Origin of the sequence: Dorea sp. 210702-DFI.3.125 (assembly GCF_020560945.1) — a bacterium.
Classification (GTDB): domain Bacteria; phylum Bacillota; class Clostridia; order Lachnospirales; family Lachnospiraceae; genus Dorea; species Dorea formicigenerans.
This window is the reverse complement of sequence record NZ_JAJCNF010000019.1, coordinates 39,292-62,776: the sequence shown is the minus strand read 5'-3', so window position 1 is coordinate 62,776 and position 23,485 is coordinate 39,292. Positions and strand designations below refer to the sequence as shown.

Here is a 23,485-nt window from a genome sequence, read left to right as displayed (position 1 = left end):
AACAGCAATTAGAGAAAGGAAGGTTGATTGATGAACGAATTAAGAAACTCAAAGAACGACGATCAACTGGAAGAACTGCTAATGCTGACGGAGCAGATGCAGGAAGAACTCGACCAGAAAGACCGGACTATCAGGAAACTGAAAGTGCAGCTCGACGAATCGCTGACCTTGAACGAGAGGTTAAACAGCGAGAACAGAGCAGGGAACATTCAAGCCTTAAAGAACGACTTGAGGAAAACAAAAGAATTGTTGCAGAGCGAGAAAGAGAAAACGCACGCTGCCGAAATCATGACAGAGGAATGTCAAGATAAGCTAAGGCAGGCAGAACAGGAACGGGACTATGCACTCTCTCATCAGAAAAAAGTAGAGATACCGGTTGAAAAGCCGGTACTCTATCAAAAGTGTCAGAATTGTAATCAGACAGCTTATCTGAAAGCCAAAGAAAAGTATGATACGCAGAGGGAAAAACTGGCAGGCAGATATAAAACAAAAACAGTCATGTATGAAGCATTGATGTTTCTGCTGATATGGTATTCCGTATCAACTACTCTTTTCCAGATGATACGGTCAAAAATATTTATTTCTGATTGCGTGGTATTCTTTGATACAATCGAAACTTTCACACAGACTATTGCTGGCTGGATTGCACTGATAGGAAAGAATGTGGCACAGATTAGTAATGGAATATCCAATCCTGTCATTGACAGAATTATATACTGGCTGATAAGAATATTGATTTGCGGTGGATGTCTGGTGGGTGCGGGAATACTTGTAGCGTTTATAGGGATAAAGATTGCAGGGCTATATAAGAAATACTGTTGGGATATGATTACCATACTGGTAACACTTATAAGCCTGGAAATAGCAATCTACTTTGGAGATTGGATAAAGACAGTCTTGCCGATCAATATGCTATTTCTCTTATTATTGGTGCAACTGGTATATGTTGGAATTGGGTGGTATGTAAAAGGATGGCAAGAAGCCAGAGGATATTATTAAAAAACTATTAGAAACTATTCATATTTATTTTCGTGCTAGGACAGATTATTCTAAAAATTCAGTGATGAGCATGCACATGAAATCTTACTTCGTTTAGGTACGAAAAAGGGCAATGGAAACTTTGTGTTCAGATGAGCTCTCACTATCTTGGTAACAACCGCAAGCAGCAGTGGAATATTGACGATGCATTCCGTATATATTCCACAACACATGGCTAAGCCCGACTAGAATGTGGGTGAAAAATTTTACAAGCGCCAGAGTTCCCTCTGGCGCTCATTTTACTTTCGCTGTGCGTTTTTTCTGTACTCTAATGGCAACAATCCCGTGCTTTTTCGGAATAATTCTGCAAATCGGCTTGAAGTGGAATAGCCTACTGTTTGGGCAACTTGCCCGACTGTCAGCTCTGTATATGCCAGCAGATATTCTGCTTGGCTCATGCGCCGCTGTTGAACATATTCCGTGATGGTGCAGTCGTAGTATTTCTTAAAACAGCTTTTGAGCTTTGTTGTTCCCATGCAGGCAATCTGTGTTAGCCGTTCCAGAGGAATATCAAAAGCATAGTGATCGCTAAGATAAGCGGCAACTATTTGGAGATTTTCAATATCCTGTTGAGAGAGCTTATGGGCTGGTTTATCAGGATGTTTCTTCTGATATTCCACCACCATTGAAACAGCTTCTGCAACTTTACCCTCATAAAAAAGTTTTGCTGCAATCCCTTCCCCGCGATAGTCTTTGATTTCTGTGAGTAACCGTGACATTTCTGGAAAGTCGGATGTTTGGTCGATCTTCCGAAATGCATCCACAGGATTGATCTGTGCCTCCGGGTACAGTTTTTTCAGGTAGTCCTCATAATATGCCGGTGCAATCTCAATCCCAACCGAACGGATTGGAATATTTTTATGTATCAAAGCCTTGTATGGAGTGTAGCCTCCAATAAATGTTTTGATACAACCGGCAGACAGTCTACGGTATGGAGATAATTCCTCCCCGGAAATAGAGTCATACCGAGTGATACTCAGACATTCCGGCATGGAGCATTCCAACATGAAATCTTCGTGGAAGGAAAAGTTATGGATTTTAATATCATATAAGTCTTTCTGTCCATAAGTCCAGTAGGTGCCTTCTCCAACTTCGGGAGAAAGTTTCCAGCAGTCACCTAATGCCCCATATTGCTGGTTGTCTGGGTCACGGATAAAACCGTGTTCAATTAGTAGCGGTGTATAAAACTGGTCAATAATTTCAGACATGAAAACAGACCGCCTCCTTTTTGCAACGATTAGACGAACTTTTGAAAGGAACAGACGAACATTGCCGGAACCTATTGAATGTTGTTCGATAAATGCGTATTGTATTAGACGAAGATTAGAGGTATCTAACCGAAGAATATCACAAACCACTTGTCGAGTCAAGACAATGAAAGGTAGGAGGTCAAAATGAGTAATCAAGTAAATTCTATGAACAAAGGTCTGACAGTGAAAGACCTTGTAACAACAGGTATTTTTACTGCACTGTTATTTGTTTTTGTATTGGTGGGCGGTGTCTTTTTTGCAACGAATCCTGTACTTACTTTTTTCATGCCAGCAGGAGGTGGGCTGCTTGCTGGCCCCATTTATCTTTTGCTGATTGCAAAAGTACATAAGCGTTGGAGCCTTTCTATAATGGGCGTTATCATGGGTATTATTTGGTTCGTGACTGGTATGCACTGGGCTTTTGCATTGGGCTACATGATCATGGCGATTGTCGCGGACTTTGTTGCTGGTGCAGGGCAGTACAAAAGCAAAAAACTCAACAGCCTGTCTTATATCCTGTTCTCTCTCGGTGGCACTGGTTCATATATCGTGTTCTTTGTTGACCCCAACGGCTGGGCACAGACCATGCTGGGGAACGGAACTGAACAGAGTTACATCGACACCATGCAGGCAACTGCAAATACCGGCATCCTGATTGCCATGTTTGTTGCTGTTATCATTACATCTGCAATCAGCGCTTTTGTAGGCTGCAAAATGCTGAAAAAGCAGTTTGAAAAAGCAGGTATTACAGCATGAGCGGTAAACGCCATAAGAAAGAGCTTTGGCTCGACCCACGGGCCAAGCTCTTTCTTATTCTTATGTGTGTTTTATCGTCCATGTTTGCGCCCTCACTTGCATATCAATTTATCCTTGTTATGCTGATTGCGATATTGGGGGCTTTCTTTGGAAAGTGGAAATATGTCATTAAGGCTGTATGCTTTTATGCGGTCATCTGTGCCCTGACAGTTTGGATCATGGCAGAAATGACAGGCACGCTGCGGACAATGTTTATTGCCTTTTTAGGCTTGTTTCATAAGGTCTATGCGTGCGGAACCTTGGCTGGGATTGTTCTGACTACTACAAAAGTCAATGAGTTCCTGTCTGCTATGAACCGTGTCCGCGCACCCAAAAAGTTAGTAATTCCTATGGCAGTTATGCTGCGGTACATTCCAACTATTCAAGAGGACTGGCGCTATATCACAGACGCTATGCGGATGAGAGATGTTTCACCATCTCTGGCGGGCTTTTTAACACATCCGGGCATGACGGTTGAGTGTATTTATGTGCCTTTATTGATGGCAGCTTCAAAAGCGGCGGATGATCTTTCTGTTGCTTCTGTCACTCGTGGAATTGAAAATCCCAATCCACGCACCTGTCTTGTCCAGATAAAATGCGGAATTTCCGATTGGGGCGTCATGGCCGTTGCCGTAGCTTATCTGATTTTTGAATTATGTGTGCGAGGAGGTGTGATCGGTTGATTGAGTTTGAAAATGTATCGTTTTCCTATACGGGGCAGGAACATGGTGGGCTGCGCGACATCAATTTGAAAATTTCGGACGGAGAATTCGTCCTGTTCTGTGGCCGCAGCGGGTGCGGAAAAACAACGATTACAAGGCTGGTGAATGGACTGATCCCTCAGTTTTATCAGGGGGAGCTTCATGGCCGTGTGCTGGTAGATGGTCAGGAAATCAGCAATATCCCCATGTATCAGATTGCCGCTAAGGTTGGCTCCGTTTTCCAAAATCCACGGACGCAGTTTTTTAATGTTGATACAGACAGTGAGATTGCCTTTGGAATTGAAAATGAAGCTCGCCCTCCTGAGAAATTAGCTGAGCGAGTAGAGCAGACAACTGAAGATTTGCATATTCAAAAGCTGCGAAACAGAAATATTTTTGAGTTGTCCGGCGGAGAAAAGCAGAAAATCGCCTTTGCTTCTGTTTATGCCATGAACCCACAGATTTATCTATTGGATGAACCATCCTCTAATCTGGATATGACTTCGATCCAGGAACTAAAGGAACATTTGCGGCTGATAAAAAAACAGGGCAAAACAGTTTTGATAGCGGAACATCGTCTGTACTACCTGATGGAGTTGGCTGACCGAATTGTTTATCTGGAAAAAGGAGAAATCAAAGGAATATACACCCCGGAAGAATTTTGGCAGCTATCTGAACCTGATCGTGAACACATGGGGCTGCGAGCTGTTGATCTACAGGCGGTATTCCCGCAAAAAGCCCACTTGCCTGCGCCTACCCCTGTATTGGAGCTGCGGAATGTGACGCTCCGTTACAAGAAGCAAACAATTTTGCATGACATTGAGCTATCCGCCGGAAAGGGCGAAGTGATTGGTGTTGTCGGCCACAACGGAGCTGGAAAGACTACATTTTCCCGCGCTCTCTGTGGGCTTCACAAAGACTGCGATGGACAATTTTTGTGGGAAAGCGAGCCGATTGAGCGTAAGGAAAGGCTGAAACGCTCTTACATGGTTATGCAGGATGTGAATTATGAACTTTTCGCTGACAGCGTGGAGGCAGAGTGCTCCTTTGGTATACGCAATCCAGATCAAACACTGGTAAATGCAACTTTGGAGAAATTAGGCCTTACCCAATATCGGGAGCGCCATCCAAATACGCTTTCTGGCGGTCAAAAGCAACGAGTAGCTGTAGCTGTTAGCATGATTTGTGGGAAAGATCTGCTGGTATTCGATGAACCGACCAGCGGCCTTGATTTTGACAGTATGACGCAGGTGGCGGGAATGATCCGCCGGTTGTCCAATATGGGAAAGGTTATTTTCATTGTCACCCACGATTTTGAATTTGTCTGCCGTACCTGCTCCCGTGTCCTGCATTTTGACGAGGGCGAAATGCCCGATGATGTACCAGTTACAATGGATGCCCTCCCGAAATTGAGAGAGCTGTTCTCTGTTTCAGATGGAAAGGAGAGGTGATCTATGAAACAGAAAAAAGAAAACAGAGTAGCTTTGCTGCTCCACTGGGCCGGTGAGCAAAAAATCTGGCTGTTCCTGGCAATTTTTCTATCGGCGGTCAGCGGTCTTTGCATTATCGTCCCTTACATTGGAATTTACCGGCTGATGGACGCCACCTTCAATCATACCTGCACGCAGGAACTTGTTGTACATACCGTGGTAATGATTGCAGTGGCGGTAACTTTGCGGTTTGCCCTGTTTGGCTGTTCCGGCGTAGCAGCCCACAAAGGGGCCTATGGCGCTCTTTTCAAAGTGCGCTGCATGGTTGCAGAACACATGGCCAGAGCGCCTTTAGGGGCCTTGAATGAACGGCGCACCGGGGACATAAAAACGGTTCTGAATGAAGATATTGAAAAGTTGGAGCTGTTTCTGGCCCATAACCTTCCTGACCTTGTGTGCTATCTGGTGGGGCCGGTAGTCATCTTTATTTATCTGATGACCGTCAATATTCCTCTGGCATTGATTTCCCTGGTTCCGCTGATCCTTGCTGTTGTTGTAATGGGGATGATGTTCCGCAATACGGATGACCTGATGGAACGGGCCAATCACTCCATTACCACACTGAACTCGGTTATGATTGAGTACATCAGCGGCATGAAATTGATTAAAGCCTATAACATGGGGAGCAAATCGTTTCAAAAGTTTTCAGACGCTATCCAGGAAGAAAATGCCATGTGGAATGAAACTTCCCGGCGCATGGGGCCACCTTATGCGGCCTTTGTTGTTATCATCGAATGTGGGATGTTGATAATGGTTCCAATCGGCGGAATGTTTTTCCTGAAAGGCTCACTGGCTGCCAGCGCATTTTTGCTGTTCGTCTATGTAGGTTCCATGTATCTGACGGAAATACGCCCCCTACAGGAACTGGGGACTAATTTTGCCAATGTGCTGAACGCTGTTACTAAGACCAAAGAGATACTGGATATTCCAATTTATGAGGGTGGAGCGGACTTTCCCCAAAATCACGATATTGAACTTCGGAATGTTCGGTTTTCCTATGATGGCAAGACCGATGTACTGCAAGGCGTTAATCTCAAAATTAAAGATGGTGAACGCATGGCCCTTGTGGGACAGTCTGGTGCCGGTAAAAGTACCGTGATTGAGCTGATCTCCCGGTTCTATGATGTGCAGGAGGGCGAAGTGCTGATTGGCGGGAAAAATGTAAAGGAACTCAATTATGATACTATCCTAAAAAATGTCGCCATTGTGTTCCAAAAGACCTTCCTGACCCGTGACAGCGTTTTAGAAAATATCCGCATGGGCAGTAACGCCACTCTGGAAAAAGTACGGACCGCCGCAAAAGAGGCGCAGATTGATGATTTCATCATGTCTTTGCCGGATGGATATGACACGAAGGTGGGCAGCTTTGGCTCTCGCTTCTCCGGCGGTGAAAAACAGCGGATTGCCATTGCCCGCGCTATCCTGAAGAATGCCCCCATTTTGATCTTAGACGAGGCCACAAGCGCCTCTGACCCGGAAAATCAGATGGAGATTGACAAAGCCATTCAAAATCTCTGTAAGGGAAAGACTGTCATTGTGGTAGCCCATCGTTTGAGCGCGTTGAAGATGTGCGAGCGTGTAGCAGTGGTTGAAAATCACACAATTACCTGTGTCGGAACCCATGAGGAAGTCCGAAAGAACAATGCTTACTATCGGAAGGCGTGGGAGGACTACGAAACAGCCCGGAATATTACTTATCAGTTGGAGGGAGGCGAGCAGCATGAGTGAGCATGATGTATTGAAAAAGAACCGTAATTTTTATATTGGCGTTGGCGGGACTGTTCTGGAAGGGCTTCTCTCCGGCAGCCTGTTTATGCTGCTTTACTCTGTCATGCAGTTTTTGTGGTCGGGACAATTTGACATGAACCGTGTCCTGGTTCTGACCTGTGTGATCGCGGTGGTTTTTCTTCTTCGTATCCTGATTTACAGCTATGGCTATACCAAAGCGCAGATCGGCGGTGCAGAGGTCAGCAAGAATACCCGCCTCTTTATGGGCGACCATTTGAAGCGTATCCCGCTTTCCCGGTTTACCCAGGGACAGACCGGCGATTATATCAATACCATCACAAGCGATGTAAACAACTATGAAAAAATCCTGACCCATAAGATCGGTGATATGGCAAAGAGTTTTGCACTTTCGCTCATGCTGATTATTTTTGTGATGACCATTTATGTGCCTGCCGGAATTATCCTGCTGATTGCCGACTTGCTTTTGATCCCTGGACTGTGGCTTTCCTTCCGTATGGTTCGGAAGTATGGTAAAGAAAAGAATGATATTTGTGCAGAGAATGTCAGCAGCATTGTGGAGTATGTGTCTGGTATTCAAACTTTCCGGGCCTATGGCGTAGGTGGTTTGAAGAATAAAACCGTTATCAACGCTATGCGGGAGTTCTGTCGGATCAGCTTTGTGTACGAATCAAAAGTGCTTCCTATTGGTGCGGTCTTTGGTATTTTGAGTTGGCTGTCCTGCCCGCTGGTTATCTTGCTGGCCTATGCACCCTGGGTCGCAGGGACACTGAACACGGTGGACTACCTTTTGATTTGTATGCTGCCCCTGTTCTGTGCAAAGCTGGCTAACTCGATTTTTGTAGACCTCACCAGTTATAAGAACCTGATGATCTCGAAAAACAAAATCTTGAGTGTAATGAATGAGCCGGAGGAAACTGGCAGCATGGAGCCGCTTCACACAGCTACCCATGAAATCACATTTGACAATGTAGATTTTGAGTATGTTCCCGGTGAACCTGTACTAAAACACGCCACCTTTACGGTGCCAGATCAAAAGCTCACGGCCATTGTCGGAGACTCTGGCTCTGGCAAATCTACTATTTTGAATCTGATTGCAAAATATTATGAAGCAACGGGCGGGACGATTTCTATTGGAGGTAAACCCATTAACCATGTTGCCGCAGAGCGTGTACTGGAACAAGTTTCTATGGTAGACCAGGACGTATTTCTTTTTGACGATACCATCCGGGATAATATCCGACACGCCCGCCCTAATGCTACGGACACGGAAATCGAGGATGCTTGCCGGGAGGCTAACTGTGACAGCTTCATCCGTAAGATGGAAAAGGGATATGATACGCCGACTGGTGAGAACGGAAATCTTCTCTCTGGCGGTGAGCGTCAGCGAATTTCAATAGCCCGCGCTATACTGAAAAATAGCCCCATCCTGCTCTTGGATGAAGCAACAGCATCTCTTGACATTGAAAATGAGCTTGCCGTAAAGCAGGCCATCGCTAATCTATTAAAAGAGAAAAAGACAGTGGTAATGATTGCTCATACCCTTTCCATTGTCAAAAACGCTGATCAAATTCTTGTAATGGGTGATGGCAGGATTGCTGAATCTGGAACCCACGAGGAATTGCTTGCGAAAGGCGGAAAATATGCTGCTATGTGGAACGCAGAGCAAAAAATATCGGCTTGATAGAAGCTAAAGAAGAATAATTGCATAGCGCATGAACCTGCCCCGACTATGGGGAAAGAAAAAACGCTGGCTGGGGCAGGTGATTTTGCGCGCCTATTTTAAGTTATTATCCTAACGGCGGTTTTGAGAAATCAGAGCCGCCGTTTCTTGCGTATACCTAAAAGGAATCTTCCGCATCTATCCACATTTGCATCGTTCCATCAAGATACAATCTTGCATACTCAAGTGGTTCATCAATGGCAAGTGCGTTTAATGCACAGTCAGATCCGGGAGTAGTTGTTAAATTCTTCTCCGCTTCCCAGCAGTCAATGCGGAGCATATAGCCAGCAGAAGTATAAACATCAATGCTGTTGCGTTGTGGATTGTATTCTGCAAATATCGTTCTCATCGTATCAAATCTCCTTATCGTTCAATCAATCATTTGTTGCAAAAATCAGAAGCATTTCAATCAGTTCACCATGTCACTTTTATTTTGTGTTATACTGTTTTATAAGATTTTCTTTCCCTTGTTTTTTCCCTTATCAGAGTTCGTAAACACTCATGGGACAATATAATACAAGGGAAACAATAAGGGAAAGCTCACCTGCGACAAACTTAGTGTTTTCAAGGGCTTGAGAGATATTTGATAATAAAATATAACAGTTATTAAATCCCTTTGAATATATGAAATCTCAATTCAAGTTTGTTGAATTAAAAATGAAATAAAGTTCCAGTAATCATAGAGTGTATGGATTCAATTCCATATGCTCTTTTTCTTTACTGAAAAATCTAATGTTACGAGTTTCTTACGAGTGGTATTAAAAAACTCGCAAGAAGACTCGTAAAAGATATTTCGCCCTGCTTATTCTTGTAGTAACCAATCAGCTATATCGTGAATTTCGATTCCTTCATAACTATATTGGGGATGTTTGGTTCTGGCAATAATCATTTTCGGATAAGCATCTCGAATCTGAAGCAGAGGAGAGTATTCTCTCTCAAATGTTTCCTGCCCGGAAATGTTGTCGCTGACCTGAATATAAATCTTCTCGCCGCCTCTCTGAGCAACAAAGTCGATTTCCTTTTGATAGAGCTTGCCGACATAAACATCATATCCACGGCGAAGAAGCTCGATGCAAACGATGTTTTCATATACTCTGCCATAATCCATATTTCTGCTTCCCAGTATTGCATATCGAATACCGCTGTCACACAAATAGAACTTTTCAGAGCTTTCAAGGTATTTCTTACCTCGGATGTCGTATCTCTTAATATCATAAAATACAAAAGCATTGCACAAATACTTAATGTACTTGCCGACGGTTACATGATTGGTTGGAGTCTCATTTGCTGTCAGCAGCTGACTGACCTTGTTAGGAGAAGTCAGATTGCTGATATTGTCCATCAAGAACTCGCTCAGACGCTGCAAAACCAAAGTGTCCGGCAGAGCATATTTCTGTACTAAGTCCCGTGTAACAATGGTTTCGTAGACTTCTTTTATATAGTTTGTTCTGTCTTTTTCAGTTTTATAAGCATAGGAACCGGCTAAACCGCCCTTGATAGCGTACTCATCAAAGAGCTTATCTTTGTCACTAATATCATCATAAAATTGGCAATATTCCTGGAAGCTGAAAGGAAACACATGAATTTCAATATAGCGTCCGGTAAACAGAGTTGCCAGATCCGCACTCAACAGGAAAGCATTAGAGCCTGTTACATAGATGTCGTATTTTCCCTTAGAGTACAGGCTGTTGATTGCCAGCTCAAACTTGGGACACATCTGAACCTCGTCCACAAACAGGTAGTTCGTTTTGCCTTCCTGATAATGTTCTTCCACATAGGCGTGTAAGGCATGGTATTCCTTGATTTCTTCATACATTAAATCCATGAAGTCAATGAAGATAATATTGATGTTTTCAAAGTTACTTTTCAGATACGCAATATACGCCTGCATCAATTTGGACTTACCAGATCGACGAATACCCGTGATAATCTTGATGTCAGGAGTGCCATTCAGTTCAATGATTCTATCGAGATATTTTGCTCTTGTGATTGTTTTCATTTAGTCACCCACTTTCAAAAATTGAAGTTTTTTTTATTTTTCGAAACCGCTTCGTTGTACTTAGTATACTGTCTGCTAATAGTATATGCAAGATGTCGCTTTCAAAAGCACAAAATTTTTTATTTTTTGAAAGTGGAAACTATGGATTCAAAATTCCATAAAAAAAAGCAATTTCCAGCTAACATTTGGCTTAAAAAACATATTCTACCTTCGAGGGGTATGTTTTTCCTCTAAAATAGAGTACGATTAATATAAAAAAGGGGGTAACTGGATGGATCTTATTAAAATTGGAAAATATATTGCAAGTAAGCGAAAGTCATTGGGGATGACCCAAAAGCAACTGGCAGAAAAATTAGGTATGAGTGATAAGTCTGTTTCTAAATGGGAGCGAGGAGTTTGCCTTCCGGATGTATCTGTTTATAAAGAACTTTGTTCAATTCTTGGTATTAGCCTCAATGAGTTTCTGGCGGGAGAAGATATAGCCCAAGAGAATTTGATTCAGAAGTCAGAAACAAATATTATTGAAGTAATCAAAGACAATATAAATAAAGAGAAATGTCTAAAGGTTATGAAATATATATTATTAGTTATATCTATTTTTGCGTTATCAGTACTTGGATTTGCCATATACCGTTTGAAAAAACCACAGAATTATATTTCTCCTGTTGCAAAGGATAGCATAGAAATTCAGACCGCAGAACTGCTTGCCGGACCGGATGGAGCATTTGTCTACAAGTTTATCACAACGGATGAATATAAAAAACTTAGATTACATATTTATCGATACGAATCAGGAAAATTGATTGATCAGGACAAAGTTGAAATGGGATTTGAAGATATTAGTTCGCCCCAAAGTGGTGAAATTGTAATGGTACCTGATTTCAATAATTATATAATTAAGTTAATTATTTCTGGAGATGGTAATAAGTTGTCAACTGAATTTCCTGTTTTAGAAAATGTAGAAGATAAAGAATACTATGGCAGAGCAGCAACTGAAATAAAAAATGTCGTAGACATTAAATATAATAAGCAGCAACCACTCATTGCTTTTGTTTATGATAATGACGAAATGAATGTTCCAACTTTAGACAATTTTATAAATAGCCAAACAGATTTTCTTTCAAAAAATGATTATGTGTACTATGTAGCATTTGAGTTTTGTAAGTAATAGATATATACGGAGAAGCATCGGCGAACAAATTTCACTTCACAACGAACACCCTGCTGTTCGGCTATACACTTCCCACTATCCGTGATCAAGGAATGTTTCTTCTATTGTTGAAACCGTTTTATCTCTTACCTTTTCTGATAAAATAATAAGGCTGAACTGTTACCAATCAACAGAGGAAAATACGAAAAAGCTTGCAAATCCACCTTCTTTCCTTTAATATATTGACAAAAATATAGAAAGGGAAGAAGGTATGTTTCAAACGATTATTAGTACAATCAGTTCTTTTATGTACAGCAAGCTGCTGGTCATTATACTGATTGGTGCGGGAGTGTATTTTACAGTCCGCACAAGATTTCCGCAGGTAAGATTATTTAAGAGAGCTTGTGGATCCGTAATGGAAAAGCCGGAGGATAAAAAGGCAATTTCCTCTTTTCAGGCACTTATGGTTTCAACAGCATCCCGTGTGGGAACGGGAAATATTGTCGGAGTTTCATCGGCGATTTGTATAGGAGGATTTGGTTCTGTATTCTGGATGTGGGTGATTGCGATCATCGGAAGTGCATCTGCTCTGATTGAGAGTACATTGGCACAGATTTATAAGAAAAAAGGAGAAGACGGAAGCTGTTATGGAGGACCGGCTTACTATATTGAAGCGGCACTTCATTGTCGCCCACTGGCAATTGTTTTCTGCGTTGCAATGATTTTAACCTACGCATTTGGATTTAATATGCTGGCATCTTATAATCTGCAGTCTACATTTTCAGTATTTTCCTTTTATGAAGCAAAGATAAGTCCCTGGATCATCGGTGGAATTTTGGCAGTGCTGACAGGCTGGTGTCTGCTTGGCGGCGGATCACGTATCGTAAAAGTAACATCAATGGTTGTACCGGTAATGGGGATTGCGTATATTGGGATTTCACTTTTGGTAGTAATTATCAATATTCAGAATGTGCCTGCAATGTTTGTGCGCATTTTTGAAGAAGCATTTGATTTTAAAGCAATTTTCGGAGCATTTTCCGGTTCGGCCATGATGCAGGGAATCCGCCGGGGTCTCTATTCCAATGAGGCAGGTATCGGTTCGGCTCCGAATGCATCAGCTGCGGCAAATGTCAGCCATCCGGTAAAACAGGGGCTGGTACAGATGTTATCCGTATTTATTGATACCTTGCTGCTTTGTACAGCAACAGCTATGATGTGTATGTCATCTGGAATCGATCCGGCAAAAGAATTGCAGGGAGCACCATGGGTGCAGGCATCACTTCAGGAATCACTTGGTTCTTTCGGGCCGGTCTTTATTACAGTTGCAATGGTATTTTTTGCATTTACAACTCTGCTTGGGAACTGTTTCTATTGTGACAATCTTTTAATCTACATTCACAAAAAACAGCCGGGAAAAGCTTTTATGAAAGGCTTCAGACTGGTATCGGCACTTGCAATCTTTCTGGGAGCAGGAATGGAGATGTCTCTTTTGTGGGATCTTTCCGATGTACTGATGGGTGTTATGGCGCTCATTAACATTCCGGTTATTCTGATTTTATCAGGAATTGCAGTTAAAGCGATCCAAGATTATGAAGTACAGTTAAAACAAGAAATCAACCCGGTTTTTAAAAGCGCAGACATCGGTCTTAGTCAAAAAACAGATTTCTGGAGCTAAATTTAACAAAAGCTAAAAGATATTATGAAAAATCTATGATTATATCCATTATCCGGTATGGCTGGCAAAACATGGACTTGTCAGAATTAACAGAACATACCTTGGCAAATGAAATAGAAGCTCCACATGAGATTTTAAGAAAATAGGCAAGTCAACTTCCAGTAAAACGGAATATTTAACAGCGTAATAGAAAAATCCTGTTCAATATATGAATATGAGCAGGATTTTTCTATTTACAACAATATTTTTTACAATATTTCCTTTGATTATCCGGAAAATTTTTCACTGTAATGACTATTCATATCCTCCCAGTCCATGAACAATACATAAAATACTTTGCCATATTGCTGGCTCTCAACAATTCTCCCATGGTCAAGCACAGACAGATACGATTCATCCGCTCTTCGTAAATGAAAGTGGATATAATCATTTTCATTGCCATTATCAATCTGTTCCCAAATGCTTGCTTCTATCTTCTTCTGCTCATCTTCGCGTATCAGGTTGCGGAAACTTTTCTTTGTAAGTCTGAATAGTTCATCCATATCTTTATACCCGGCCATATGAAGAAACTCCTGATTTGCATAAAAGAGTTCGTCATCTTCTTTGTCTGCTCTGTATATGATAAATGCTCCTGGAAGGTTCTCGGAGATATCCTTGAATGCAAATCCAAGTTGTTTACGAGCCCTTAATTCAAGCCCTTCCTTATAAGCCATACAGCCATTTTTCCCATGAAGTTTTATTTCGTAAAGGGCTGCATCTGCACAGCGCATAAGCTGTGAACGATTAGACGCAAATGTCGGATATTCCGCATATCCAAGAGAAATAGAAAATTGATGTTCTTTTCCCTTGTATGAAAATGTCTTTGGAGCTATAGTGAATTGCTGTAGCTTCTCTTTTACATCATCGTAGGAATAATCTTTTAAAAGAATAACGAACTCATCGCCGCCGTTTCTTCCTAATAACGCACCAGACGGAAAAAAAGCTTTCATACTGTCTGCCAGACTCTTTAATGCATTGTCTCCATAGACATGCCCATAGATATCATTAACAAACTTAAAATCATCAATATCAAGAAGTACAGCCACAAATTTTGCTTCCGGATTTTTAGTAATCATCTGTTCTGCCAGTTCATCGAATCCATAGCGGTTGTAAATACCTGTAAGAGAATCTGTGTGCGCCAGTATTTGAAATTTGTTTTTATTTTCTTTTGATACCAGCCATACCCGGGTAAGAACTGCCAAAAGCAAGGTAATCGCAATAAAGAAAACACTGATTACTGCTATTAATGTATTGTTTTCCCAGCCATTTTCAGGCGTTACTTCAAACTTCCAGTTCTCCTCTCCTATCATAAAGTCATAAGAAACCGGATTCGTTAATTGACGATCTGACTGATAAACAACTTTATAATGATCACTCCATGGATTATCCATTTTTGAAAGACTATATTCATATCCAAACTTCGAAAGTGCACTTGTTGCATCTGAAAAAATATCCGGAACACGAAGGATAACAATGGTAAATCCCCAAAAATATTCCTGTCCGTTTTCATCTTTCAAATAAATAGGATTGCGGACAGCAATTCCATATCCCCCCTGTTTCAATTCAAAAGGCCCCTGTGTAACGATTGTATGATGATCTCTTGCATATATGGAAATTTCACCACGGTTTTTATCATGAATCAGATCAATTTTACCTGTCTCATTTCCCTCGGCCGGATAAATATCCGTTACAATGCCAGCCGGAGCAAGCTGTACGCTTTCAACAGAATCCGACATAATATTTTCTGCAATTGTGTCAAATTGATTGATTTCTCCATTTTCACTGATCAAAAGCTGTTTCAGAACATCTGTAATCTCTATTCCATTTGTAATCTCATTCTTTATACGTTCCCCATAGGTTGTTACATTTAATTGTGCTGTTGTGCGGCTCTGCTCTTTTTCATGGGTATCTGTTTTGTATACAACTAAACTAGCAAGGCATATGCCCAGTAAAAAAACGATAAGAGGCACAAGCGTTTTTTTCTTCACCTGATTTACCTCGTTTTATCTATCTAATGTTTTTATAATAAAGCATTATATCACAGAAGTAAAAAATTTGAATAGATTTTGCCCAAAAAGTTATAGGACGTTTTTCCATTGTACTAATAACGTTTTCCTTGCGTACAATGGAAATATTGGTGTAAAATGCAATTAGTTCTTAACGTAATTTTAAATGATTGAAGATGACGAGGCAACCGCGAATGAAAAAAAGAAGTAGCGCTTCTAAACAAATAAAAAAATACAGTTTGATTGTTGGATTACTTGTTTTTATTGCATCCTTTCTTTTTGGATATATTAATTTAAAGAACATAGAAAAAGGAAAAAAAACAGCCGCCACTTATACTGCCCAAAGTACAGTAAGACGAATCAATGCGCAATTGAATCAGTATGTTGAACTTTCAGAGTTTCTTGGAAATGTAGTTCTCGCAGGATATAACCTGGATCAGACTTCATTTTCGGAATTAGCGAAAATGCTTCCAAACGAGGATGGTATTGTGAAAGCTTTTGAACTTGCGCTGGATGGAGTTGTTACTGATGTATTTCCACAGCAGGGAAATGAGAACGCATTTGGAATAAATATGCTGACAGATCATGAGCGTAAGGATGATGCAAACCGTGCGAAAGAAACCGGAAACTATACACTTGGTGGACCATATAAATTAAAACAGGGAGGAACAGGCGCTTTGCTGTTCCATCCGGTTTATAAAGAAGATTCTATAGACAATGACTCTTTTTGGGGCTTTGTGATTATGGTCATCGACTGGGATAAATTTATAGATGAAATAGGTTTGGACCGATTAAATGAAGCTTCCTATTGCTATGAAATATGGACAACTGATGAAACTACAGGCAGCCGAGTTGTTCTGACTCAAAGTCAGGAACACATACCTAAGAACAGCCTTACAGTAGAATGCGAAATTCCTAATGATACATGGTATGTAGATATTGTACCAGACGAAGGCTGGATTTCCATTTATCAATGGATTGCTGTTATTGCCGTTTCCTGTATAACGTCCTTAATGGGCGCCACTATTTTTAATCAGGTGCGCAGTAAAAAATATCGTGAAAACCAGTATGCAGTGGAACTGAAAAAGTCCGCTGAACAGGCAAGAGAAGCAAGTGAGGCAAAAACTCGATTTCTGTTTAATATGAGCCATGACATCCGAACCCCGATGAATGCAATCATTGGGTTTTCAGATCTTCTCGGAAAGAATCTTGACAACGAAGAAAAAGTACGAGAATATTTGAAAAAGATTAAATCTTCCGGAAACTTTCTGATGACGATTATTAATCAGGTGTTGGAAATGGCCCGTATCGAAAGCGGAACTGCTATATTAAAAACAGAAGCAGCAAATTTGAGCGAATTATTTTATTCGGTAAATACAGTATTAGAGTCTGATATCCAAATGAAAGGAATCCTCTGTTCTATCGATACAAATGTTCAACATAAATATGCATTTTGTGATAAGACAAAGCTCCAGGAAATATATTTGAATATCATGAGCAATGCCATCAAGTATACTCCTGACGGTCATTCGATTCATGTGACTATTAATGAGACGGAATTCGATGATAAAAAAGCACGGTATGTATTTGTCTGCGAAGATACTGGAATTGGAATGGCCTCGGAATACCTTCCACATATCTTCGATGAATTTTCCAGAGAACATACAGCTACGGAGAATAAAGTCAGCGGTACAGGTCTTGGTCTTTCTATCGTGAAATCTTTTGTGGAACTGATGAATGGTAGGATTCATGTGGAAAGTGAGCCGGGAAAAGGAACAAAATTTACAGTAGAAGTCCCACTGGAACTTGCTTCTGAAGAAGATGTATGCAAAAAAGGACTGCCAGAGCAAACGTTTATGACCGATAAAAATATTGGAAAACGTATTCTTCTTGCAGAAGATAATGAATTAAATGCTGAAATTGCGATGGAACTACTGAAAGAAGAAGGATTTCTGATCGACTGGGTCAAAGATGGCCAGGAATGTTTTGATAAACTGGAAGAATCAGATGACGGATACTATGATCTGATTCTTATGGATATTCAGATGCCGATCTTGAATGGCTATGATACAACCGCAAAGATAAGGCAGATGGAAAACCCGAAAAAAGCAACCACACCGATCGTTGCCATGACCGCAAATTTCTTTGACGAAGATATTGAGATGACTCAAAAGGCTGGAATGAATGGATTTATTGCGAAACCATTAGATGCGGAAAAGATGTTCACTATATTAAAACAGAGTATTGTAGAGAATTAGTTATAGAATTAAGAATGTGCCTCGGCACATTCCAGCGCCTGCGGCTTTGCTGCCGCAGGCTTTTCTATTCCTCCCATTCAGGCGGCTCCTCACATCCAAATGGATCAAGCATGCAGTTTATTTCTATTTGAATATTTGCCAAATGATTAGCCAACATTATATACACTTTCAAATCATGCATCAGAAGGAAAAGCAGTTCAAGAAAATGTCCCACAATAAAACGAATCATTATCTTATATTGATCTGACATCGTACCACAACAGACACTGAGTACTGAATTTAATGGTTGTATCCGATGAAGTCCTTCGCTGATTTTATCTGCAAATGTATGATATAACTCTTCATCATATTTTGTGAAGTCAACCTTGTATACGCCGTCATATTTAATAAAATCAACCTCATGTACAGCACTTTTTTCTGTTGGGAAAGATCTGTCAACAAATTCTGGATTCACTTCATAAGCCTGCATTTTATTATTCTTTTTTTCAGATTCATACATCACTTTAAATAACCAGTTTACAAGAACCGGTCTTGTCAGAAGTCCCACATAAAAGTACGGGAGTTCTTCAAACAGCCACTCATAAAAACGGTCTGTAATCATCTGATTTTCCGGAAGCCAGCTGCCTTTCTGATTCTGGTTCATATATTCGTCAATTTCATCATGAAAACTTCCCAATTCATCATCTTCCAGATCAAATACATCTTGAAAGCAAGCTTCCATAATCGTATAAACTGCTGCTTTAGATTTTTCAAATTCCAGATAATTGTTCTGTTCCATAATTTTTTATCTCCTATGTAGTATAATTTTATCTTGTTCTTTTATAGCCTTACAACATTGTGCAAGTAAACTATGTTTTTTCCCCTTTTTACTGTTATGTCATGGACTTTCTGTTTCAGTGTCAGGGACTTCCGTGGGCTACGCTGCGCACCACGGAAGTCCTTCTTCTTTCTCTTCCACAAGTGAAAGTTTGAAATTTCGGCAATCCGGATCGTCGAACATCTTCTCATCCAGCATGCTCTGAATCTGAGATCGCATGTAACGGCATCCGAGATTTTTTCCGGCAGCTTTTTCTGCCAGGATTCGTTTTGTCTTATCGTCTACGGAAAGATTCACCATATACAGCTTCTCCAGCTGACGAATCGGGGACATCTGTTTTCTGCTGTTCAGAATGTGCTCAAAATCATCGACGGTCAGAGCATTTAACGCTACGATCTGCTGGATACGTCCTGCAATCTCCCGACGGACATTTCCGTACTCAACGAGATCTTCGATTGTGATTGACTCTGCTTCTTCATCAGGAGCTGTATTCTGGAAGAATCCGATTGTTGCCGGCTTGTCTTCACGGTTCTGAAGCAGCGTCTCAAAACTTCCACAGAAGACAAATGAAACATGACTGCAATCAATTGTCGTCTTTTTGGCATCATTGCCTTCTGAGACAAATTCGACTTTATCTCCGTCCATAATCTTTAGAAATTCATTCTGGATTTTTCGGGAATAATCTACTCCGGCCGATCCGATCGATGGCTCAAAGAGCTTGTCTGCCTCATCGATGACAATCAGCATTTTTTTCACTTTTTCGGCAGGCTCCTCAAGGAAAATATCTTTTACGTGATAGCTGCCTTTCCAGCCGTCACAGGCGATCTGAGGACCATTCACGATTTTGATGAACGGGAATCTCTTCTGAAGGGAGCGCCAGATTTCTGTTTTACCACATCCGGTCGGTCCGGCAAGAATCATATTCCGTCTGCGTCCCTTCAAATGATTGTAGAGCATGATTGCTGCTGCTTTTTTTGCATTCTCCTGTCTGTAGACATTCTCGTCCAGATATTCGTAGATCATCTGTGGTGTCCATTCTACTTCGCTTTCGTCAAATGGCGTCTTATCAAAAGTTGTTTCGAACTCCGGCTCTGGCTTTATATACTTATAAGTCTTACGCTCTGATGCTTCAGCAAGAATCTGAGCCAGCTTATCTGTTTCGCTGAGACTTAAATCTGTATTGACCAGTGCTTCAAGGAGAACCGCCCCGGCTGTCGCTTCCCGGTTTTTCTTCCAGAAGCTTGCAAGTTCTTCTGTAAAGTCCAGAAGTTCATAGTATTCTTCATCGCTTATGTCATCATACTCTCCGGCCTTTGCATCAGCTGTAAAGGTTACTGCCGGATTTGTCATCGTGACGTCAACTCCGCCCTTTGTCATAAGTCCAATATAAGTTTTCCAGAAATCAAAAGCTTTTTCTCTTAACATAAATGTACCCTCCCAGGTTTGTTTTCATTTTCGATTGAAAATATATGTTCAAATGTGTTTGTTTTCATGTGTTTCTTTGTTTATGTCTCTATCTTACTACATCACATTTTCACATCTGTAACCGGGAAGGGTACCTTCTCATCTTCTACACAACCTTCGCAATAATAAACGTTGCATTATCTTCCGCTCCCATGCGGTTGACTTCATCGACCATTTTTCCACGTGCTTCTGCTACCGGCATCTGCAAGATTTCTTCCAGGACTTCATCTTTCACCATATCCGTCACACCGTCTGTACAAAGCAGATACTTATCACCTTTCTGATATTCAAGCTTGTAGAAATCCATCTTTTTAAAATCATCTGCATACTCCGTTCCGATATAACCGACCAGCGCACTTCGTATATGCCCCGGATGGCGGTAAGTATGATCGGTGGATAACTGCGCAAGCTTCCCTTCACGCAGCCGGTAAATTCTGGAATCTCCAAGAGACATTCCGAAAATGTAATTCCGACCGAACTTTAACGCCGTCATGGTCGTCCCCATTTGCCTTACCTTCTGCATTTTCTTCCATTTTATAAGATTGGCTTCCATTGCTTTTGCAATTTTCCACATACATGCTTCATAGTCAGCCTCTTCTCTCGATCTCCATGGGCATTCTGCCTTCGCAAGTGTCACTGCCGCAATATACGAAGCCATCTCGCCGCACGGCAGGCCGCCGATTCCGTCGAACACAGCAACCCATTTACCTGACACATCAGCCTCTGGCGCATGAAGGATTTCACCTATAGGATTATCTTCCAGTAATTCTGCCACATCGAAATCATCGAAATCCGGAATCTCCCCATTCTCTTCCGCTTCTCTATAACTCTCTTCAATAATCTGCAACATTTCTTCAGACAGTTCTTCTTCCTCCGGTTCCACTTCTTCCGGCTCTCCTGACGTCAGACGCAGCGCAATTCCCCCGTCCGAATCCATGTATTGCCCGTTAAAATAAAAATTGTCTTCGTTCGTGTCCCGGAACTCGCCGGTCATGCTGGTACATACCGCTTCTACTTTCACCAACTTTTCCTTATTCTTCGTCATATGACTTCTCCCATACTCCTGCAAATGTATCTAACAGATCTTCTGATACGACACACATCATGACAAATGCCTCATACGGGTTGACCGGATATAACTCGATCATTCCCGCTTCTATTAACAAATCATTGGTCTCATCTACAAATTCATTAAAACGTGCCGGTGCACTTTTCGTCAGTTTTTCTTCGTCCAATGCATAAATCAGGAAAATCAGTGTAATCAGATCAAATCGCTCAATCGGCTTACCACCTAAAATTCCATTGATTCTGGCACGGCTCAGACGTTTGCTCTTGAACTGTTCTTTCAGCTTTGCAAAGGACATCAGATTACCATTATCTGTTACAGCCACTCCACTATACAATATGCTCTCCATTCTGGACGGATTGATATCTTCCGCTTTCAGTTCCGCCTGTTTTCCATCTTTTTCAATCAAATCCGGATAACGGTTCAAATGCTTTGCACACAGCTTCTGCGCTCTCTCGTACAGTCTCATAAACACTTCCCGCGCCTGTGTCTCACGTTTTTTTGCAACGCCAAGCTGTTTCAGATAATGTAAATATTTCTCCAGACCTTCCTCGCTGCTCACATACATTTTCGGGTCATTCTGCATTGCCTGCCACATATGATTCTCCCGAATGGACGGATCTTCTGCCTGATTCTCATAAGCTTCAAGAAGCTTCTGCGCCTCCATCCAAGACTTTCCATTATACCTGCAGTGCCAGTAAATCGTTTCCGAAGGACTCGTAAAATCAAAATCCGGCTCCTTTAATACCAGTGTCAGGAATTCAGAAATCTGTTTATCATTCATATCCAGTCCAAATCCGATATAAAACATATTCTCACGCTTTACACTCTCTGATGTCAGCCAGCGGTTCGCTTTTTTCTTTAATTTCTTTTTTTCTTCTACATCGTTCGAATCATAGCAATCGTTTCTCGCAAAGATTTCCAACAGCAGCTCAGGATAATTTGTGACCTGATTAAAGTTTTCTTTAATCCCTGCATATTCATAAATATATCTTCTCAAAAAGTCTTTAAATGATACAATCTCCATGATGTTCGTCAGATACTTATAGATCGTATCTTCACTCGCTCCCTGGAACTGATCTGACTCAATCGTATCATAAAATTCCTTCATAGCTGTAAGCGTGAAGTTCTGTGGACGGATTGTTTTCTCCTCATCGTAATCCAGTATATTTTTCTTGGACATATTTTCCTTAGACATATTTTCTTATCTCCTTTTCCTTATTTCCGATACTTTTTGCATTTTCCAGATCTGCTCTCATATCTGCCGCAGACTGATAACGGTCTTTCGGTTCAAAGGCACATGCTTTTAAAATAATTCTTCTCAGCGGTTCAAATGCTGTCTTGGGCTCCGGCAATTCTCCCTTACAACGAGCATTCATCTGAGCAACTGAATCATGGAGGTCCCAAAATGGCAGCCTCATATCATTTGCAAAATAATATAGTACCATTCCCAGCGAATAAATATCTGCACTTTTATCATAAAATGTATTATATACTTCCGGTGCCATATAATTTCTCGTACCAATTACTGTCATCGATCCATCATCCCACTCTCTCGCAAGACCAAAATCGCCAAGTTTAAAAGTTCCGTCTTTCGCAACCATAATATTCTCCGGTTTAATATCCCGATGCAATACATTTTCCTTATGGCAGACCTCCAGCGCCTGACAGATTTCAATTCCAAGCCGGATGATTTCCTCCTGATTCATGCGTTCCTCTGTAAATTTGAAATCCTGATTTTTTGAATCGCTGCTTTCCAAATTACTACTCTCCAAATCCTCTTCCTCCGGATAAGCATAGTCCATCAGCTCCGTAAGATATTCCATCTGTATGTAGGCACGCCAGTAATTTTCCTCCGGCATTTTTTCCAGACAACTGCCTTTAATTTGGACAATATGCTTCTCATCCATAAATGATTCCAATATATTAACTTCCCTTGCAAGCTTGTTAAATTCCTTACCAAAATCTCTTCTCGCGGCCGCTATGTCATTACGATATTGGAATCTGATTCTTTTTTTTGTAAGATTTTTCTCGATAACTTTTAAAGCCCAATATTCTTCCTGATCCGTTCCTTTATTTCTCACCATGCGGTAAACAGCTCCATAAGAGCCTTGCCCCAGTAGTTCATCAATTTCATATCCATGAGAACTCCACTGTCTTGGCAGCTCCGGAAATTGTAGATTTCTCATCAAAATCTTTCCTCCACAATGTATTCACAATATATTATATATGACATTGTATCAGTCCTCTGACAACCTTTCAACACAC

Annotated in this window: 18 protein-coding genes and 2 pseudogenes; 11 read left to right on the top strand and 9 right to left on the bottom strand. The window is 41.2% G+C overall.

Translation table 11 applies throughout. From position 1 onward, the window contains the following. Together LI164_RS10165 and LI164_RS10160 are read left to right on the top strand one after the other, a co-directional pair. Positions 1–311: pseudogene (locus LI164_RS10165) on the top strand (conjugal transfer protein); the annotation flags it as partial. Further along, a complete protein-coding gene (locus tag LI164_RS10160) occupies positions 289–999 on the top strand; it encodes a DUF6040 family protein (protein WP_227087079.1) in 711 nt (236 codons plus the stop codon). The pseudogene LI164_RS10165 and the gene LI164_RS10160, both read left to right, overlap by 23 nt. 278 nt (positions 1,000–1,277) lie before the next feature. Here LI164_RS10160 and LI164_RS10155 read toward each other — a convergent pair whose 3' ends face one another. Then, complete coding sequence (locus LI164_RS10155; protein WP_117659137.1) at positions 1,278–2,246, bottom strand: AraC family transcriptional regulator; 969 nt, start codon at positions 2,244–2,246, stop codon at positions 1,278–1,280. Between the two features lie 186 nt (positions 2,247–2,432). Here LI164_RS10155 and LI164_RS10150 point away from each other — a divergent pair, with 186 nt between their 5' ends. The 5 genes from LI164_RS10150 to LI164_RS10130 are packed head-to-tail and all read left to right on the top strand — an operon-like array spanning position 2,433 to position 8,704. Beyond that, positions 2,433–3,044, top strand: a complete 612-nt coding sequence (locus LI164_RS10150) for an MptD family putative ECF transporter S component (RefSeq protein WP_118507810.1) — start codon at positions 2,433–2,435, stop codon at positions 3,042–3,044. After that, the gene (locus LI164_RS10145; protein WP_015524536.1) at positions 3,041–3,766 is read left to right on the top strand and encodes an energy-coupling factor transporter transmembrane component T; all 726 of its coding nucleotides are present in this window, start codon (positions 3,041–3,043) and stop codon (positions 3,764–3,766) included. Before LI164_RS10150 ends, LI164_RS10145 begins: the two co-directional genes overlap by 4 nt. Next, positions 3,763–5,235, top strand: coding sequence for an ABC transporter ATP-binding protein (locus LI164_RS10140; RefSeq protein ID WP_118507809.1), 1,473 nt, complete (start codon positions 3,763–3,765; stop codon positions 5,233–5,235). The genes LI164_RS10145 and LI164_RS10140 overlap by 4 nt, the downstream gene beginning before the upstream one ends. A 3-nt stretch (positions 5,236–5,238) precedes the next feature. Beyond that, positions 5,239–7,002 (top strand): ABC transporter ATP-binding protein, encoded by a 1,764-nt coding sequence (locus LI164_RS10135; protein WP_015524537.1) that lies wholly within the window; start codon positions 5,239–5,241, stop codon positions 7,000–7,002. Beyond that, complete coding sequence (locus tag LI164_RS10130) at positions 6,995–8,704, top strand: ABC transporter ATP-binding protein (protein ID WP_227087078.1); 1,710 nt, start codon at positions 6,995–6,997, stop codon at positions 8,702–8,704. The genes LI164_RS10135 and LI164_RS10130 overlap by 8 nt, the downstream gene beginning before the upstream one ends. A 157-nt stretch (positions 8,705–8,861) precedes the next feature. Here LI164_RS10130 and LI164_RS10125 read toward each other — a convergent pair whose 3' ends face one another. Both LI164_RS10125 and LI164_RS10120 read right to left on the bottom strand, forming a co-directional pair. Next, a complete protein-coding gene (locus LI164_RS10125) occupies positions 8,862–9,092 on the bottom strand; it encodes a DUF6061 family protein (RefSeq protein WP_009203541.1) in 231 nt (76 codons plus the stop codon). A 453-nt stretch (positions 9,093–9,545) separates the two neighbouring features. Beyond that, positions 9,546–10,742 carry an ATP-binding protein gene (locus LI164_RS10120; RefSeq protein WP_005334733.1) on the bottom strand — a complete coding sequence of 399 codons (1,197 nt, stop codon included), beginning with the start codon at positions 10,740–10,742 and terminating at the stop codon, positions 9,546–9,548. 271 nt (positions 10,743–11,013) lie between these two features. Between LI164_RS10120 and LI164_RS10115 the strand changes: the two genes are divergently transcribed. The 3 genes and pseudogenes from LI164_RS10115 to LI164_RS16340 form a co-directional block, all read left to right on the top strand. Then, a complete protein-coding gene (locus LI164_RS10115; protein ID WP_005334731.1) occupies positions 11,014–11,910 on the top strand; it encodes a helix-turn-helix domain-containing protein in 897 nt (298 codons plus the stop codon). A gap of 253 nt (positions 11,911–12,163) precedes the next feature. Beyond that, positions 12,164–13,567 carry a sodium:alanine symporter family protein gene (locus tag LI164_RS10110; protein ID WP_005334730.1) on the top strand — a complete coding sequence of 468 codons (1,404 nt, stop codon included), beginning with the start codon at positions 12,164–12,166 and terminating at the stop codon, positions 13,565–13,567. An 80-nt stretch (positions 13,568–13,647) separates the two neighbouring features. Further along, positions 13,648–13,713: pseudogene (locus tag LI164_RS16340) on the top strand (LPS biosynthesis protein); the annotation flags it as partial. Between the two features lie 120 nt (positions 13,714–13,833). On the opposite strand, the gene LI164_RS10100 reads toward LI164_RS16340, so the two are convergent. Beyond that, complete coding sequence (locus LI164_RS10100; RefSeq protein WP_227087077.1) at positions 13,834–15,594, bottom strand: diguanylate cyclase; 1,761 nt, start codon at positions 15,592–15,594, stop codon at positions 13,834–13,836. A 212-nt stretch (positions 15,595–15,806) separates the two neighbouring features. On the opposite strand from LI164_RS10100, the gene LI164_RS10095 reads away from it, so the two are divergent. After that, a complete protein-coding gene (locus LI164_RS10095; protein WP_227087076.1) occupies positions 15,807–17,870 on the top strand; it encodes an ATP-binding protein in 2,064 nt (687 codons plus the stop codon). Positions 17,871–17,934: 64 nt separating this feature from the next. Here the strand turns inward: LI164_RS10095 and LI164_RS10090 are convergent, their stop codons facing one another. The 5 genes from LI164_RS10090 to LI164_RS10070 all read right to left on the bottom strand — a co-directional run bounded on the left by LI164_RS10090 (position 17,935) and on the right by LI164_RS10070 (position 23,406). After that, positions 17,935–18,648, bottom strand: a complete 714-nt coding sequence (locus LI164_RS10090) for a hypothetical protein (RefSeq protein ID WP_227087075.1) — start codon at positions 18,646–18,648, stop codon at positions 17,935–17,937. 138 nt (positions 18,649–18,786) lie between these two features. Continuing rightward, complete coding sequence (locus LI164_RS10085) at positions 18,787–20,112, bottom strand: AAA family ATPase (protein WP_227087074.1); 1,326 nt, start codon at positions 20,110–20,112, stop codon at positions 18,787–18,789. A gap of 145 nt (positions 20,113–20,257) precedes the next feature. Further along, positions 20,258–21,196 carry a PP2C family serine/threonine-protein phosphatase gene (locus LI164_RS10080; RefSeq protein WP_227087073.1) on the bottom strand — a complete coding sequence of 313 codons (939 nt, stop codon included), beginning with the start codon at positions 21,194–21,196 and terminating at the stop codon, positions 20,258–20,260. Next, the gene (locus tag LI164_RS10075; RefSeq protein WP_227087072.1) at positions 21,183–22,415 is read right to left on the bottom strand and encodes a hypothetical protein; all 1,233 of its coding nucleotides are present in this window, start codon (positions 22,413–22,415) and stop codon (positions 21,183–21,185) included. Before LI164_RS10075 ends, LI164_RS10080 begins: the two co-directional genes overlap by 14 nt. After that, positions 22,408–23,406 carry a serine/threonine-protein kinase gene (locus tag LI164_RS10070; protein WP_227087071.1) on the bottom strand — a complete coding sequence of 333 codons (999 nt, stop codon included), beginning with the start codon at positions 23,404–23,406 and terminating at the stop codon, positions 22,408–22,410. Before LI164_RS10070 ends, LI164_RS10075 begins: the two co-directional genes overlap by 8 nt. Between the last annotated feature and the right edge of the window lie 79 nt (positions 23,407–23,485).